The organism is Stenotrophomonas sp. 704A1 (assembly GCF_030549525.1).
In the GTDB taxonomy this organism is placed as follows: domain Bacteria; phylum Pseudomonadota; class Gammaproteobacteria; order Xanthomonadales; family Xanthomonadaceae; genus Stenotrophomonas; species Stenotrophomonas tuberculopleuritidis.
Map to the genome: position 1 here is coordinate 42,114 of NZ_CP130831.1, position 14,989 is coordinate 57,102.

The window sequence follows — 14,989 nt, forward strand, 5'->3', positions numbered from 1 at the left end:
ACGCCTATTGTCGCCCGTCTGGCGGGGCCGTGCGTGAGCGCGGGAAGGCGTAATCGTTTCCAGATGCGTTGCGCTCGTGGCGCCTTCCTTTTATCGAGGCTCGTGGGAGGGGGAGGCGATGCAGGACACGCTGCAAGTACGTCCATGTAAGCTCGATGGCGCCATCCATGGCGCCAACGGTCCTGCATCGCCTCCCCCTCCCACGCGCTTCAGGGTTCGCCGCGAGCGCGGTGGGGATGGCAAAGGCAAGAGCAAAAAACAAAGGCGCCTTTCGGCGCCTTTGTCTTCAATCCACTTGAGCGTTGCTTCAGCCCTTGGCGACGGTGGCCACGGCCTTGGCGACGTACTCCAGGTTGTTCTGGTTCAGCGCGGCCACGCAGATGCGGCCGGTGCCGACGGCGTAGATACCGAACTCGTCGCGCAGGCGCTCGACCTGTTCGCGGCTCAGGCCCGAGTAGGAGAACATGCCTGCCTGCTCGTTGATGAAACCGAACTGCGGGGCACCGGCAGCGGCCAGCTTCTCGACCAGGCCCTGGCGCAGGGCGTGGATGCGCTCGCGCATCTCGGTCAGTTCCTGCTCCCACATCGCGCGCAGCTCGGGGTTGGTCAGCACACCGGCAACCAGCGCGGCACCGTGGGTGGACGGACTGGAGTAGATCGTGCGGATCACGCGCTTGACCTGCGACTGCACCGCCTTGGCGTCCGCGGCGGTCGGCGCGACCATCGACAGCGCACCCACGCGCTCGCCGTACAGCGAGAACGACTTGGAGTACGAGTTGGCGACGATGAAGCTGTCGATGCCGGCCTCGGCGATGATGCGCACGGCAGCGCCATCCTGCTCGATGCCCTTGTCGAAGCCCTGGTAGGCCATGTCGATGAAGGGGAACAGCTGCTTGTCCTTGAGCAGCTGGGCCACCTGCTTCCACTGGCTGACGGTGAGGTCGGCGCCGGTGGGGTTGTGGCAGCAGGCATGCAGCAGCACCACGGTACCGGCCTGCAGCTTGCCCAGATCGGCCAGCATGCCGTCGAAATCAACGCCATGGGTGGTCGGGTCGAAGTAGGTGTAATCCACCACCTCGAAACCCGCGGCACTGAACACCGCGCGGTGGTTCTCCCAGCTCGGGTTGCTCAGGGCGACGGTGGCGTGCGGCAGCAGCTTCTTCAGCACGTCGGCGCCGACGCGCAGCGCACCACTGCCACCGACGGTCTGCGCGGTGGTGACGCGGCCGGCGGCCAGCAGCGGCGAGTCCTTGCCGAACACCAGCTCACGGGTGGCCTGGGTGTACGCCGGCAGGCCATCGATCGGCAGGTAGCCGCGCGGTTTGGCTTCAGCGGCGAGCTGCTGCTCGATCTGCTTGACGGCGCGCAGCAGCGGAATGCGGCCGCTCTCGTCGTAGTAGATGCCCACACCCAGGTTGACCTTGGTCGGGCGGCTGTCGGCGTTGTACGCCTCGGTCAGGCCCAGGATCGGGTCGCCTGGGACCAGTTCCACGTTTGCAAAGAAGGACACGGCGGTACTCGTTCGGTAGACGGAAAGGGGGAGGAATTGCGCCACGCGGCTTGCGGCCTGTCGGCCGAAACCGACCCATCGTAACAAAGCCGGCCGGGGCTGGACGCCGCCATCGTCATCCGTGGCCCCGTACCATGGCGTGCGTTGCCGCCCGATCCATCAACCTGAATCATGAATCCTGCTGCACGACGTAACTGCCTACTGTCCTCGGCCCTGTTGCTGTCGCCCCTGGCAGCGGCCGGCGCTCCCGCGCCGAGCACCCTGCCCACGGTGCAGGTGCAGGCGGCGCGGGTGCAGGGGGTGGATCCCTTCGCTCTGCCGGGCAGTCTGGACACGGTCTGGATCGACCCCGACCGGGCCGGTCCGGGCGTGCAGCTGTCCGAGGCCCTGGGCGGAGTGCCCGGTCTGCTGGCCCGTGACCGGCAGAACTTCGCCCAGGACACCCAGCTGTCGATCCGTGGCTTCGGCGCGCGCTCGACCTTTGGCGTGCGCGGGGTCCGGGTGCTGATCGACGGCGTGCCGGCCACCATGCCTGATGGCCAGGGCCAGCTGTCGCACGCCAGCCTGCTCGGTGCCGAGCGCGTCGAAGTCCTGCGCGGGCCGTTCTCGGCCCTGTACGGCAACTCCTCCGGCGGCGTGCTGCAGGTGTGGAGCGCGCAGGGCCAGGCCGGTGATCCCTGGCGGCTGCGGGTGAACGCGGGTGCCGACGCGACAGTCAGCGTCGGCGCCCAGCTGCGCGGCGCGGGCAGGGGCATCGACTACAACATCGCGGCCAACCACTTCCGAACCGATGGCTGGCGCGACCACAGCCGCGCACGCCGCGAATCGCTCAATGCCCGCTTCGGCACCGAGCTGGGCGGCGGCCGCCTGGAGCTGCTGCTCAACGCGCTGCAGGCCCCGGATGCACAGGATCCGCTGGGCCTGACCCGCGCACAGGTGGCCGCCGATCCACGCCAGGCGACGGCGGTGGCGGCGCAGTACAACACCCGCAAGTCGGTGCGCCAGCAGCAGGCCGGCCTGCGCTGGACCCGGGAAACCGGCGCGCAGCGCTGGCAACTGATGGGATATGCCGGCCAGCGCACCGTGACCCAGTTCCTGCCGATTCCACCCGCGCCGCAGGCCAACCCGCTGCACGCCGGTGGGGTGATCGACCTGGACGGCGGCTACGGCGGACTGGATGCGCGCTGGGGCTGGAACGGCGATGTGGCGGGGCGCCCGCTGGACCTGGTGGTCGGGATCAACGCCGACCGCCAGCGCCAGCACCGCACCGGTTACGAGAACGTCGTCGGCAGCCTGCTGGGCGTGCGCGGCCGGCTGCGCCGCGACCAGATCGATGTGGTGCAGAACCTGGATCAGTTCGCCCAGCTGTGGTGGCAATGGAGCCCGCGCTGGTCGCTGCTGGCGGGCGTGCGCCACAGCGCGGTGCGCTTCGAATCGGATGATCGCTACATCGTCGGCCGCAACCCGGATGACAGCGGCCACCGTCGTTACCAGGCCACCACGCCGGTGGCGGGCGTCAGTTTCGAGGCCAGCCCGCAGTGGCGTCTGCACGCCGCGGTGGGGCGCGGCTTCGAGACGCCGACCTTCAACGAGCTGGGCTATCGCGCCGACGGGCAGGCCGGATTGGCGCTGGACCTTGCCGCCGCACGCAGCCGCAACCTGGAGGTCGGCAGCAAGTGGCGTGCGCAGGATGGAACCCAGCTCGATATCAGCCTGTTCCGTGCAGATACCGACAATGAGCTGGCTGTTGCCAGCAACAGCAACGGTCGCAGCACCTACCGCAACATCGGCCGCACCCGCCGCCAGGGCGTGGAACTGCAGTACCGCCATCCGCTGACCGAGCAGCTGGCGCTGCAGCTGGCCTGGACCCGGCTGCAGGCGCAGGTGCGCTCGCCGTACCTGACCGCCAACGCAGTGGTCGCCGCCGGCACCCGTCTTCCCGGCGTGCCGCGGCAACAGGCCTTCGCCCGCCTGCAGTGGACCCCGGGGGACTGGCAGTGGGCCGTGGAAGGCAGCGCCGGCAGCGACGTGGTGGTGAATGACCTGGCGACCGATCGCGCGCCGGGCTACGCCGTGCTGAACCTGGAAGCCGGACGTCGCTGGACGCTGCAGGCCGGTGAACTGCGCGCGTTTGCCCGCATCGACAATGCGCTCGACCAGCGCTACATCGGCTCGGTGATCGTCAATGATGGCAACGGCCGGTTCTTCGAGCCGGGCCCGGACCGTCGCGCGGGCGTGGGGCTGCAGTGGTCCTGGCGTTAGGCGGCCCCCGGTAGCGCCGGGCCATGCCCGGCGGATCCGTCACGTCCGCGCTGCGCGCTCGGCGGGCATGGCCCGGCGTTACCGCTCAGTCGGGGGCCTTGGCCGGTACGAACGGCGAGGTCGGGTCGCTGGCCGGGAAGGTCTCCTCCAGCGCTTCATCCTGATTGTCGCTGGCATGCTGCTTGCGCTCGCGGCGCTTGAGCGGACTCTCCTGGCCACCGCGGTTGCGGTCGCCGCAGTCCTTGCGGTCCTGTGCGGCCTGCTCGGATTCGCGTTTCACCGGCAGGGCATCGCTGCCCTGCATGAACGGTGCACCGGTCCCGCGGTAGTCGGCATCGTCGTTGTCATGCTTGGCACGCTGCTCGCCCGGCAGCGGGGCGTGGGTCTCACGCAGGGGGTCACGGGTGGTCATGGCGGTCTCCTCTGGCAGGGCTCCACTACAGCGCGTGGAAGGTAAAGCCACCGCGAACCCGGCGTCATGAACATCTTTGTCACGACTGGCTAACGGCACCGCGCGTATTCCTGCCCACCCGCCCTGCTGCAGGAGCCGGCCATGCCGCGTCTTGAACGCCCCGCCCCGTCCGTGTTCAACGCCCTGCTGGACCCGCTCGGCCCGCGCACCGCGCCGCGTCGCGCGCGTCGCCATGAAGACCCGCAGGCGGTGGCGCAGGACTACCTGCAGTACATGCTGAGCGACTACGAACAGCGCCGCGGCCACGGCCACCGCAACTGGCGCGACCTGTGCCCGGTCTACGCCTTCGCGCTGACCACCCACGCCGCCGACTGGCCGCGTGGCGGCGCGGCCGAGACCTGCGAGGAGCTGGCCGAGCACTGGGAGCAGATGCGCGGGCAGTCGCGGCTGAGCTGGGCGCAGGCACAGCCGGTGGTGGAAGACGCCTGGCGCGCGCTGGACCACATCCCGGCCGCCGCCGTGAAGCCGCTGCTGCAGTAGCGCCGGGCCATGCCCGGCGAGCGCGCAGCGCGGCCGCAGGGGATGCAGACGCCAGCGCGGCGGCAGGGGACGCAGACGCCAGCGCGGCGGCAGGGGACGCAGACGCCAGCACGGCGGCAGCGGCCATCGCCCGGCCATGCCCCCTGTAGAACCGCCCTGCACGGCGTCGACACGGATGGTTGACACCGCCCGGACCAAGCTGGAGGTCCTGCCCTGCTGCTGGTGTACCCATGGCCCGCCCGATCTGGACCGGTACCCTCTCCTTCGGCCTGCTCAACGTGCCGGTTTCGCTGATGTCCGGTGAGCGCAAGGTCGACCTGCACTTCCGCATGCTTGATTCGCGCGACCGCAAGCCGATCCGCTTCGAGCGGGTCAACGCCGATACCGGCGAAGAGGTGCCCTGGAAGGACATCGTCAAGGCCTACGAATACGACAAGGGCAGCTATGTGGTGCTGGAGGACAGCGATATCCGCTCGGCCGCGCCGGAGAGCCATGAGACGGTCGAGGTGGAGACCTTCGTCGATGCCACGCAGATCGATCCCCGCTATTACGAGAAGCCCTATCTGCTGGTGCCCGGCAAGAAGGCCGAGAAGGGCTATGTGCTGCTGCGCCAGACACTGCGCAGCACCGGCAAGGTCGGCATCGCGCGGGTGGTGGTGCGCACGCGCGAATACCTGTGCGCAGTGATGCCCAACGACGATGCGCTGGTGCTGATGATCCTGCGCTATCCACAGGAACTGGTGGAGCCGGACGACTACAAGCTGCCCACCGGCAGCCCGTCCGACTACCGCATCACCAGCAAGGAAACGGCGATGGCCGAGCAGCTGATCGAATCGATGGCCGGCGACTGGGATCCCTCGCAGTACCACGATGAGTTCCGCGAGCGCCTGCAGCAGGTGTTGAACAAGCGCATCCGATCCAAGGGCGGCACCACGACGGTGGAGGAAGAGCCGGCACCGCGCGAGGATGCGACCACCAACGTGGTGGACTTCATGGCCCTGTTGCAGAAGAGCCTGGATGCGAACAAGCGCACGCCGGCGAAGAAGACCGCCGCGCGCCGGGCGCCGGCAAAGAAGGCGGCGAAGAAGACGGTGAAGAAGGCCGCGAAGAAGGCGGCCGGAAGAACGGCGGCCAAGGTGGCGAAGAAGGCCCCCGCCCGACGCAGGGCGGGGTGAGTCGTGTCGCTGCACCAGTACCGTCGCAAGCGGCGCCTCGGCGGTGGCAGCGGGCAGACGCCGGAACCGGACGATGCACCGGCCCATGGCGATCCGCGGCGGCGGCCGATCTTCGTCATCCAGCTGCACCATGCCAGCTCGCGCCACTACGATTTCCGCCTGGAAATGGATGGCGTGCTGAAAAGCTGGGCGGTGCCGAAGGGGCCGTCGTTGCGGGTCGGAGAGAAGCGCCTGGCAGTGGAAGTGGAGGATCATCCGCTGTCCTATGCCGGCTTTGAAGGTGATATCCCGCAGGGCCACTACGGCGCCGGCCATGTGCAGGTGTTCGACCACGGCAGCTGGGCCTGCGAAGGCGATCCGCTGGCGGCCTTGGCGGCGGGCAAGATCGACTTCGTGCTGCATGGGCAGCGCCTGGCCGGTGGCTGGAAACTGGTGCGCACGGCAATGAAGGGCCGGCAGGTGCAGTGGCTGCTGATCAAGCGCGATGACGACGAGGCCCGCGACGCCGAGGCCGATGATCTGCTGGATGCTGCCGCGCCAGCGAAGAAATCGACGAAGAAGTCGACGAAGAAGTCAGCAAAGAAGGCCGTGCGGGCATCCCCGCGCACATCGGACGCACGTTGGCGGGCGCGCGCGCTGACGCTGGACGGCGCGCGTGACCGCCCCTATCCGCAGGCATTCAAGCCGCAGTTGACCGACCACCGCGACAGCGCGCCGGATGGCGACCGCTGGCTGCACGAGATCAAGTGGGATGGCTACCGGCTGCTGGCCGATCTGCACGACGGTCAGGTCAAGCTGCGATCACGCAACGGCCTGGACTGGACCGCCGACTTCCCCGAGGTGGTGCAGGCGGTACTGGCATTGCCAGTCGGCGATGCGCGCCTGGATGGCGAACTGGTCGTGCTGGACAGCAACGGCCGCAGCGATTTTGCCGCGCTGCAGCGGGTGATCGACGGCAGCTCGAAGCAACCGCTGCGCTACATCGTGTTCGACCTGCCCGGTGTGGCGGGCGTTGATATCAGTCGCGCACCGCTGCACGAGCGCAAGGCGCTGCTGAAGGCGCTGCTCGGTGACACGCCGGGGACGCTTGCCTTCAGCGAGCATGTCATCGACCACGGACCTGCGGTGTTCGATGCCAGCGGCAAGGCCGGCTTCGAAGGCATCGTCAGCAAGCAAGTCGACGCGCCCTACGTGAACACCCGTGCGCGCAGCTGGGTGAAGGTGAAGCACGAGGACACCGACGAGTTCGTGATCATCGGCCATACCGCGCCGAAGGGATCCCGGGTCGGATTCGGTTCGTTGCTGCTGGCAGCACCGGACAAGGGGGGACTGCGCTATGTAGGCCGCGTCGGCACCGGCTTCGACGATGACAGCCTGCGCGCGCTGAGCGCGGCGTTGCAGCCACTGGCGGTGACCTCGCCGGTGCTGGAGCTGCCCGCGCACGTACCGTTCCGCGCGGCCAGCGTGCGCTGGGTGAAGCCGGTGGCCGTGGCCGAAGTGGCGTTCCGTGGCTGGGGCAAGGAAGGGCTGCTGCGCCAGGCCAGCTTCAAGCGGCTGCGCAGCGACAAGAAGAAGGAGGACCTGGCGATGCGCGAAACGGTTGCCGTCGACAGCGGGGACGTTGCCATCACCCACCCCGAGCGCGTGGTGTTTGCACGGAAGAAGCTCAGCAAGGGTGACGTGGCCGACTACTACCGGCAGATGGCGCGCTGGATCCTGCCGGAAATCGGTGGACGGCCGCTGTCGTTGCTGCGCTGCCCCGATGGCGTCGGCAAGGCCTGCTTCTTCCAGAAGCATCACGGCGCCGGGCTGGGCGACGCGGTGCATGCGGTGCCCCTGCAGCAGAAGAGCGGGCGCGAGGAGTATGTCTTCATCGACGACGCCCGCGGCCTGCTGCAGCTGGTGCAGATGAACACCCTGGAACTGCACCCCTGGGGCGCGACGGTGGCCGACCCGGAGCATCCCGACCGGCTGGTGTTCGATCTCGATCCGGGTGAAGGAGTCAGCTGGGCGCAGGTGAAACGGGGGGCACGTGAAGTGCGCGACCGCCTGCAGGAGGTCGGACTGCAGAGCTTCGTGCGGTTGTCCGGCGGCAAGGGCGTGCACGTGGTGGTGCCGCTGCAGCCGAAGGCGGACTGGAACGAGGCCAAGGCGTTCTGCGAAGCGTTCGCACAGGCCATGGCCGCACAGGCGCCGGACCGCTACGTTGCCACGATGAGCAAGGCCAAGCGCACTGGCGTGATCTTCATCGACTGGCTGCGCAATACCCGTGGCGCCACCAGCGTGTGCTCGTGGTCGCTGCGGGCGCGCGAAAGCGCCGGGGTGGCCGTTCCGCTGCGCTGGGAAGAACTGGCGCGGGTCAGCGCGGCCGATGCGTTCCCGATGGACAAAGCGCTGGCACGCGCAAAGCGCCTGAAGGCCGACCCATGGCAGGGCATCGAGCGGTTGCGGCAGACCCTGCCCACATTGAAGCGGTAGCGCCGGGCCCTGCCCGGCGAGCGCGCAGCGCGGTGGGCGGAAGCCTGCCGGGCGTCAGGCCGACGATACGCTGCGTGACGCGCGGCGGCCGAACCGCCAGCCCAGCAGCAGCTGCACCGGCAGTGACAGCAGCAGGCCGATGACGAACCAGCGCGGGAAGTCGCCGCCGGTCATCCACAGCCCGTACCCGGCGCCGAGCAGCAGCAGCGACCACACCGAAAAGCCGTGGGACCGCGGCCAGCACGGTGCGTAGTACGTGGCAAAGGCAATGGCCGCGATGCCACCCAGCACGGTGAAGGCCAGATCCCAGCCCAGCTGGGCCTCGCTGCCCGGATGCAGGCGCAGCAACGACGGCAACCAGCCGCCGGCACTGGTCACCAGCGCAAGCGCAAGCAGCGCGCCGATGAGGGCGAGCAGGGACAGCAAGACGTTCTTGAGGGGGCTGGGCATGCGCGCATTGTACGGCGCGCCGGCCGCGGGTTCGCGGGCGGACCCGTGACCGGCACGGCCGCCGTATCCGTGGGAGAGGGAAACGGATACGACGGCCCTGCACAGGCGGTCAGGCGGCGAAGTCGAGCACCACGCGGCCCTCGATGGCGCCCGCGCGCATGCGCGCGAACACATCGTTGATGTTTTCCAGGCGGTCGGTGCTGACCGTTGCGGCAACCTTGCCCTCGGCAGCGAACCGCAGTGATTCCTGCAGATCCAGGCGGGTGCCGACGATCGAGCCACGCACGGTGACACCGTTGAGCACCATGCCGAAGATGTCCAGCGGGAAATTGCCCGGTGGCAGCCCGTTGAGCGATACGGTGCCACCGCGGCGCACCATGCCCAGCGCCTGCTCGAAGGCCTTGGGCGAAACCGCGGTGACCAGCGCGCCATGTGCGCCGCCGATTTCCTTCTTCAGCAGCGCGGCCGGATCGGTGGTGCGCGCGTTGACGGTGACCTGCGCTCCCAGCCGCCGCGCCAGCGCCAGCTTGGCCTCGTCCACGTCCACCGCCGCCACGTTCAGGCCCATGGCCCGCGCGTACTGCACCGCCATGTGGCCGAGGCCACCGATACCGGAGATGGCGACCCAGTCACCGGGCCGGGTGTCGGTGACCTTCAGGCCCTTGTAGACGGTCACACCGGCGCACAGCACCGGCGCGATCTCCACGAAGCCCACGTCCTTCGGAAGCAGGCCGACATAGTTGGCATCGGCCAGTGCGTACTCGGCGAAGCCGCCGTTGACCGAGTAGCCGGTGTTGCGCTGCGTCTCGCACAGCGTTTCCCAGCCCCCCAGGCAGTGTTCGCAATGGCCACACGCCGAGTACAACCAGGGGATGCCGACCCTGTCGCCTTCCTTGACGTGCCCTACCCCGCCTCCCACGGCCACGATGTGCCCCACGCCTTCGTGGCCGGGGATGAATGGCGGGTTCGGTTTCACCGGCCAGTCGCCCTCGGCGGCGTGCAGGTCGGTGTGGCAGACGCCACAGGCCTCGATCCTGACCAGCACCTCGCCCGCCCCCGGGCGTGGTACCGCGACTTCCTCGATGACCAGCGGCTTGCCGAACTCGCGCACCACGGCGGCCTTCATGGTTCTGTTCATGCGTGGATCTCCGTAGTGCGCTTGCGTCCAAGGATGGAGCAGGCGCACCGTCGCCGCCTTGATCCCGATCAATCGCGGGCGCAGGGCCGGGCGCAGGCCCACCGTGATTGCGCGGCCCCGCGGTGCAGCACCCCGCGTCGGCCAGCAGCGTGCCGCCCGCGCCCACTGCGGAGCGGGCGCTCAGCCTGCCAGCACGGCCGCTTCGCGGGCCAGGCGCTCGATCGCATCCCAGTCGCGGGTCTGCATCAGTGCTGCGGTGGTCAGCCACGACCCGCCGACGCACAGCACGTTGGGCAGGTGCAGGAACTGGCTGGCGGTCTGTGCGCTGATGCCGCCGGTGGGACAGAACCGCACATCGGCGAACGGGCCATGCCAGGCCGACAGCAGTGCAGCGCCGCCGGCCTGCACTGCCGGGAAGAACTTGAAGGTATCCAGGCCGTGCTCGAGGCCGACGATCAGCTCGGAGCCGGTGGCGACGCCCGGCAGGTACGGCAGGTCGGCATCGCGTGCGGCCGCGTACAGCGTCGGTGTCGCACCGGGCGATACCGCAAAGCGCGCACCGGCGGCCTTGGCGGCCTGCATCTGTGCGGGGGTCAGGACCGTGCCGGCACCCACCACTGCATCGGGCACCGCCGCGACCATCGCCGTGATCGCCTCCAGCGCACGCGGCGTGCGCAGGGTCACCTCGATCACCGGCAGGCCGCCACGGAACAACGCCTGCGCGACCTGCACCGCATCGTCGATGTCATCGGGGGTGAACACCGGAATCACCGGGGCCAGTTTCAGTACCGCACGAACGCGTGGATCAGCGCCGGACATCGAATCGCTCCTCGCCCACCAGGGCCAGTACGTCAGCTTCGCTGACGGGATTGAAATCGCCGGGAATGGAGTGCTTCAGGCCCCCGGCAGCCAGGCCGAAACGCACAGTGGCATCGGCATCGAAGCCGGACAGGATGCCATGCAGGATGCCCGCCGCGAAGGCATCGCCGCCGCCGATGCGGTCGACGATGCCCTGCAGCTGGCGCACCGGCGCCTGCGCGCGGGTGCCATCACGGCCCAGCAGCAACGCGCCGAGCGCATGGTGGTCCACGCTCAGTGCCTGCCGCTGGGTGCAGGCCATCCACTGCAGCTGCGGGAATGCCTGGAACGCGGCCATGGCCGCCGCTTCCACGCGTGCGATCAGCTCGGGCTGTTCGAAGCGCTGGCCAAGCACGACTTCGATATCGCGGTGGTCGGCGAAGACGATGTCGGCCTGGGCAAACAGTTCACGGAGAATCGCCTGCGCGTCGCCGCCCCAGCGCTGCCACAGCCTCGGCCGGAAATTGCCGTCGAACGACACGCGCACGCCGAGCGTGCGTGCGGCGCGCGCTGCCTCCAGCGTCGCCTGCGCGACCTGCGGGCCGAGCGCCGGGCTGACCCCGGACAGGTGCAGCCACTGCGCGCCCTGCAGCAGGGCCGGCCAGTCGTAGTCGGCGGCGGTGCTGTTGGCGAACGCGGAGCCGGCGCGGTCGTAGACCACTTCGCTGGCGCGCTGCACCGCACCGGTGGTGAGGAAATACAGGCCCATGCGGCCGTCCGCATCCTCGCGTACGCCGCGGGTATCGACGCCGTGCCGGCGCAGTTCGGCCAGCGCGTGCGCACCCAGCGCGTTGCCCGCCACGGTGCTGACCATGGCCACCGGATGTCCGAAGCGGGACAGCGAGACACCGACGTTCGCCTCTGCCCCGCCCACGTGTACCTGCAGCTGTGGCGACTGCAGCAGCAGTTCGCGACCGGGCGCCCCCAGCCGCAGCAGCACTTCCCCGAAACACACGACACGACCCATTTCCGCTCCTTCACGCTTGCCGCCGGCATGTGACACTGCTCGGCGAGTTGGGGACCACGCGTGGGGCGTGGCGGTTGACTATCGGTGTCATTCCAGCCGGCACCGGCCTTGCCCGTAGCCTATCAAACTGTTGGAAGCATTGTCCTGCAAGCGTCTTGGAGACATTTCAGATCTGTTGCGGTGCAAGATGCCGGATCGGGAACGTGCTGCTAACGTCCGGCCTGACCAGCGGTGTCATCACGCTGAAACAGCCGCGATACCAGACCTTTGGGAGAGGGAAAGGCATGCATTCTCGGAACCATGGAAAAAAGACACCGGTTACCTTGCTCGCGTTGGCCGTCGGACTGGCGCTGGCAGGCAGCGCTGCCGCCCAGCAGCAGGGTGCCCAGCCGAACGCCACCGAACTGGATACGGTGACCGTCACCGGGTACCGCGCCAGCGTGGAGAAGGCGCTGGACATCAAGCGCGGCGAAGCCGGCGTGGTCGATGCGATCGTTGCCGAGGACATCGGCAAGTTCCCTGACCTGAACCTGGCGGAATCGCTGCAGCGCATCCCGGGCGTGGTCATCACCCGCGAAGCCGGCGAAGGCCGCAACATCTCCGTGCGCGGCCTGGGCCCGGACTTCACCCGCGTACGCATCAACGGCATGGAGGCGCTGACCACGGTGGGCGCCGGTGACCAGAGCGGCGGCACCAACCGCGGCCGCGGCTTCGACTTCAACGTGTTCGCGTCGGACCTGTTCTCGCAGCTGCTGGTGCGCAAGACCGCGTCGGCCGATGTGGAGGAAGGTTCGCTCGGTGCCACCGTCGACCTGCGCACCGCGCGTCCGTTCGACTATGACGGACTGACCTTCGCCGCCAGTGGCCAGGCGAGCTACAACGCGATGGCCGAGAAGGCCGATCCGCGGGTGGCCGCGTTGATCTCCAACACCTTTGCCGATGGCACCTTCGGAGCGCTGCTGTCGGTGGCCTATTCCGAGCGCCAGGCGCTGGAGGAAGGCTCCAACACCGGCCGCTGGGCCAACGGCCCGAGCAACGGCAACTTCGCCGCGTCTTCGCCGTTCGCCGCCGCGCGTGCCGCCGACGTGTTCCATCCGCGCTTCCCGCGCTACGTGCAGATGGCGCACGAACAGAAGCGGCTGGGCGTGACCGGCTCGCTGCAGTGGAAGCCCAACGACGCCACCGAGTTCTCGCTGGATGCGCTGTACTCGAAGATCGATGCGACCCGCGACGAGAACTACATCGAGGCGATCTCCTTCAGCCGCAACCGGGATTCGGCCACCGGCGCGGCGCGGCGTGCCGACCGTGACGGCAAGCCGTCCACCATTGTTAGGAACGGTGAGATCCGCAATGGCGCGCTGCTGTACGGCGAGTTCGACAACGTCGACATCCGCACCGAGAACCGCCACGACGAGTGGAGCACCGAGTTCAAGCAGATCGCGCTGAATGGCCAGCACCGCTTCGGCGAAGACTTCACCCTGTCCGGCAAGATCGGCATCTCGCGCTCCAGGCATGAGAATCCGGTGCAGACGACCGTGATCATGGACAAGTACGACGTCGACGGCTACAGCTACGACTACCGTGGCAACAGCCGCGCGCCGGTCCTCAACTACGGCATCGACCCGACCAACCCCAGCGGCTGGGAGCTGGCCGAGATCCGCATGCGTCCGCAATACGTGGACAACGATTTCGACACCGGCCAGATCGACTTCAACTGGAACATCAGCCCGGGCTTCCGCCTGAAGGGCGGCGTGCTGGCCAAGGACTACACCTTCAAGACCACCGAGCTGCGCCGCGCCAGCGAACTGGCCGTGTCGAGCTTCGCCGACGGCAGCAGGATCGTGCCGGTGGACATGACCCAGCCCGCCGGGCTGAAGGGCATCAGTGGCAGCCCCGGCAGCTGGGTCGTGCCCAACCTGGACGCCATCGCCGAACAGTTCGACATCTACAGCAACAACGGCATCTACGCGGTGGCGCCGCGCGCCAACAACGTGCGCAGCGTGGAGGAGAAGGACCGCGGCGGCTACCTGATGGGTGAGTTCTCCACGGAGATCGGTGCGCTGCCGCTGTCGGGCAACATCGGCGTGCGTTACGTGCGCACCAAGCAATCCTCCACTGGCCTGTCAACGTTGGCCAACGGCACGGTGGAAACCACCGAAAGCCGCACTTACAACGACACCCTGCCCTCGTTCAACCTGGTGGCCGAAGTCACCCCGGATTTCCTGATCCGCCTGGGCGCCGCCAAGGTGATGAGCCGCCCCGGCCTGGGCAGCCTGACCCCCGGCGCGACGGTGGCAGTGGCCGGCGGTGCGCGCACCATCGCCAGCGGCAATCCGGCGCTGGATCCGATCCGCGCCACCAACGTCGATCTGGGCTTCGAGTGGTACTTCGCCGAAGGGGCCATGGCCGGCATCGGCCTGTTCTACAAGGACATCGAAAGCTTCGTGCAGACCACCCGCGAAGTGCGTCCGTACAGCGACAGCGGCCTGCCCGCCTCGCTGCTGGTCGGCACCGGCGCATCGGCGAGCGATGACTTCACCTACAGCAAGCCGGTCAACACCCCCGGCGGTGAACTGCACGGCGTGGAAGCCAACTACACCCAGCCCTTCACCTTCCTGCCGGGCAGGTGGTCGAACCTGGGCGTGCAGCTGAACTACACCTGGGTGGAATCGAAGATCCAGTACATCAACGCGGCCGGGCAGCCGGTGATGAAGACCGACCTGACCGGCCTGTCGAAGTCGTCCTGGAACGCCACGCTGTTCTACGAGGGCGAGAAATTCGCCGGCCGCATCTCGGCCACCAACCGCGACGACTACCTGACCCAGGCACCGGGCCAGGAAACCGGCTTCAACCTCGATGGCTATCACGGCATGACCGGCACCACGGTGTTCGACGCCTCCATCCGCTACACGATCAGCGAGCAGCTGGAACTGAGCCTGGAAGGCATCAACCTGACCAACGAGGCATCGGATGAGTGGGTCTACTCGCCGCTGACCGGTCGCCTGCCGCTGCAATACACCGAAACCGGCCGCCAGTACCTGCTGGGCCTGCGCTACAAGTTCTGAGCAACGCCGGCGGCGCGCACCCGCACGCCGCCGCTCGCCACGCTCGCTGCTGCGCCGCAAGGTGCCGTCGCGGCGTGGCCTTGCTACGGTCCGGCGGCCCTCGCCGGCCGTCGCCCGTTGAAAGGAAACGCCTG

Annotated in this window: 11 protein-coding genes; 5 read left to right on the forward strand and 6 right to left on the reverse strand. The window is 68.5% G+C overall.

Annotation, left to right across the window (positions count from 1 at the left end; all coding sequences use genetic code 11):
* Window positions 1–307: 307 nt before the first annotated feature.
* Window positions 308–1,510, reverse strand: coding sequence for an amino acid aminotransferase (locus Q5Z10_RS00185; protein WP_303637353.1), 1,203 nt, complete (start codon window positions 1,508–1,510; stop codon window positions 308–310).
* A 171-nt stretch (window positions 1,511–1,681) separates the two neighbouring features.
* Between Q5Z10_RS00185 and Q5Z10_RS00190 the strand changes: the two genes are divergently transcribed.
* Complete coding sequence (locus Q5Z10_RS00190) at window positions 1,682–3,772, forward strand: TonB-dependent receptor family protein (RefSeq protein ID WP_303637354.1); 2,091 nt, start codon at window positions 1,682–1,684, stop codon at window positions 3,770–3,772.
* Window positions 3,773–3,857: 85 nt separating this feature from the next.
* Here Q5Z10_RS00190 and Q5Z10_RS00195 read toward each other — a convergent pair whose 3' ends face one another.
* Window positions 3,858–4,184, reverse strand: a complete 327-nt coding sequence (locus Q5Z10_RS00195) for a hypothetical protein (protein WP_303637355.1) — start codon at window positions 4,182–4,184, stop codon at window positions 3,858–3,860.
* A 141-nt stretch (window positions 4,185–4,325) separates the two neighbouring features.
* Here Q5Z10_RS00195 and Q5Z10_RS00200 point away from each other — a divergent pair, with 141 nt between their 5' ends.
* From Q5Z10_RS00200 to ligD, 3 genes are all read left to right on the forward strand, one after another.
* Window positions 4,326–4,724 (forward strand): hypothetical protein, encoded by a 399-nt coding sequence (locus Q5Z10_RS00200; RefSeq protein WP_303637356.1) that lies wholly within the window; start codon window positions 4,326–4,328, stop codon window positions 4,722–4,724.
* Window positions 4,725–4,954: 230 nt separating this feature from the next.
* Window positions 4,955–5,899: a non-homologous end joining protein Ku gene (ku, locus tag Q5Z10_RS00205; protein WP_303637357.1), complete on the forward strand. Its 945-nt coding sequence runs from the start codon at window positions 4,955–4,957 to the stop codon at window positions 5,897–5,899.
* A 3-nt stretch (window positions 5,900–5,902) separates the two neighbouring features.
* Entirely contained in the window at window positions 5,903–8,377 is a 2,475-nt protein-coding gene (gene ligD, locus Q5Z10_RS00210) for a DNA ligase D (RefSeq protein ID WP_303637358.1), read from the forward strand.
* Between the two features lie 54 nt (window positions 8,378–8,431).
* Here the strand turns inward: ligD and Q5Z10_RS00215 are convergent, their stop codons facing one another.
* From Q5Z10_RS00215 to Q5Z10_RS00230, 4 genes are all read right to left on the reverse strand, one after another.
* Window positions 8,432–8,827, reverse strand: coding sequence for a hypothetical protein (locus tag Q5Z10_RS00215; protein ID WP_303637359.1), 396 nt, complete (start codon window positions 8,825–8,827; stop codon window positions 8,432–8,434).
* Between the two features lie 109 nt (window positions 8,828–8,936).
* A complete protein-coding gene (gene adhP, locus Q5Z10_RS00220) occupies window positions 8,937–9,965 on the reverse strand; it encodes an alcohol dehydrogenase AdhP (RefSeq protein WP_303637360.1) in 1,029 nt (342 codons plus the stop codon).
* A 180-nt stretch (window positions 9,966–10,145) separates the two neighbouring features.
* On the reverse strand, window positions 10,146–10,784 hold the full coding sequence (gene eda / locus Q5Z10_RS00225; RefSeq protein WP_303637361.1) for a bifunctional 4-hydroxy-2-oxoglutarate aldolase/2-dehydro-3-deoxy-phosphogluconate aldolase: 639 nt from the start codon (window positions 10,782–10,784) through the stop codon (window positions 10,146–10,148).
* Window positions 10,771–11,790, reverse strand: coding sequence for a sugar kinase (locus Q5Z10_RS00230; protein ID WP_303637362.1), 1,020 nt, complete (start codon window positions 11,788–11,790; stop codon window positions 10,771–10,773). Before Q5Z10_RS00230 ends, eda begins: the two co-directional genes overlap by 14 nt.
* A 284-nt stretch (window positions 11,791–12,074) precedes the next feature.
* On the opposite strand from Q5Z10_RS00230, the gene Q5Z10_RS00235 reads away from it, so the two are divergent.
* Entirely contained in the window at window positions 12,075–14,855 is a 2,781-nt protein-coding gene (locus tag Q5Z10_RS00235) for a TonB-dependent receptor (protein WP_303637363.1), read from the forward strand.
* Window positions 14,856–14,989 lie beyond the last annotated feature (134 nt).

Bases quoted from the DNA above. Each gene is read 5' to 3' on its own strand.
- Q5Z10_RS00190 (WP_303637354.1), top strand. From the start codon at position 1,682: ATGAATCCTGCTGCACGACGTAACTGCCTACTGTCCTCGGCCCTGTTG.
- Q5Z10_RS00195 (WP_303637355.1), bottom strand. From the start codon at position 4,184: ATGACCACCCGTGACCCCCTGCGTGAGACCCACGCCCCGCTGCCGGGC.
- Q5Z10_RS00200 (WP_303637356.1), top strand. From the start codon at position 4,326: ATGCCGCGTCTTGAACGCCCCGCCCCGTCCGTGTTCAACGCCCTGCTG.
- ku (WP_303637357.1), top strand. From the start codon at position 4,955: ATGGCCCGCCCGATCTGGACCGGTACCCTCTCCTTCGGCCTGCTCAAC.
- Q5Z10_RS00215 (WP_303637359.1), bottom strand. From the start codon at position 8,827: ATGCCCAGCCCCCTCAAGAACGTCTTGCTGTCCCTGCTCGCCCTCATC.
- adhP (WP_303637360.1), bottom strand. From the start codon at position 9,965: ATGAACAGAACCATGAAGGCCGCCGTGGTGCGCGAGTTCGGCAAGCCG.
- eda (WP_303637361.1), bottom strand. From the start codon at position 10,784: ATGTCCGGCGCTGATCCACGCGTTCGTGCGGTACTGAAACTGGCCCCG.
- Q5Z10_RS00230 (WP_303637362.1), bottom strand. From the start codon at position 11,790: ATGGGTCGTGTCGTGTGTTTCGGGGAAGTGCTGCTGCGGCTGGGGGCG.
- Q5Z10_RS00235 (WP_303637363.1), top strand. From the start codon at position 12,075: ATGCATTCTCGGAACCATGGAAAAAAGACACCGGTTACCTTGCTCGCG.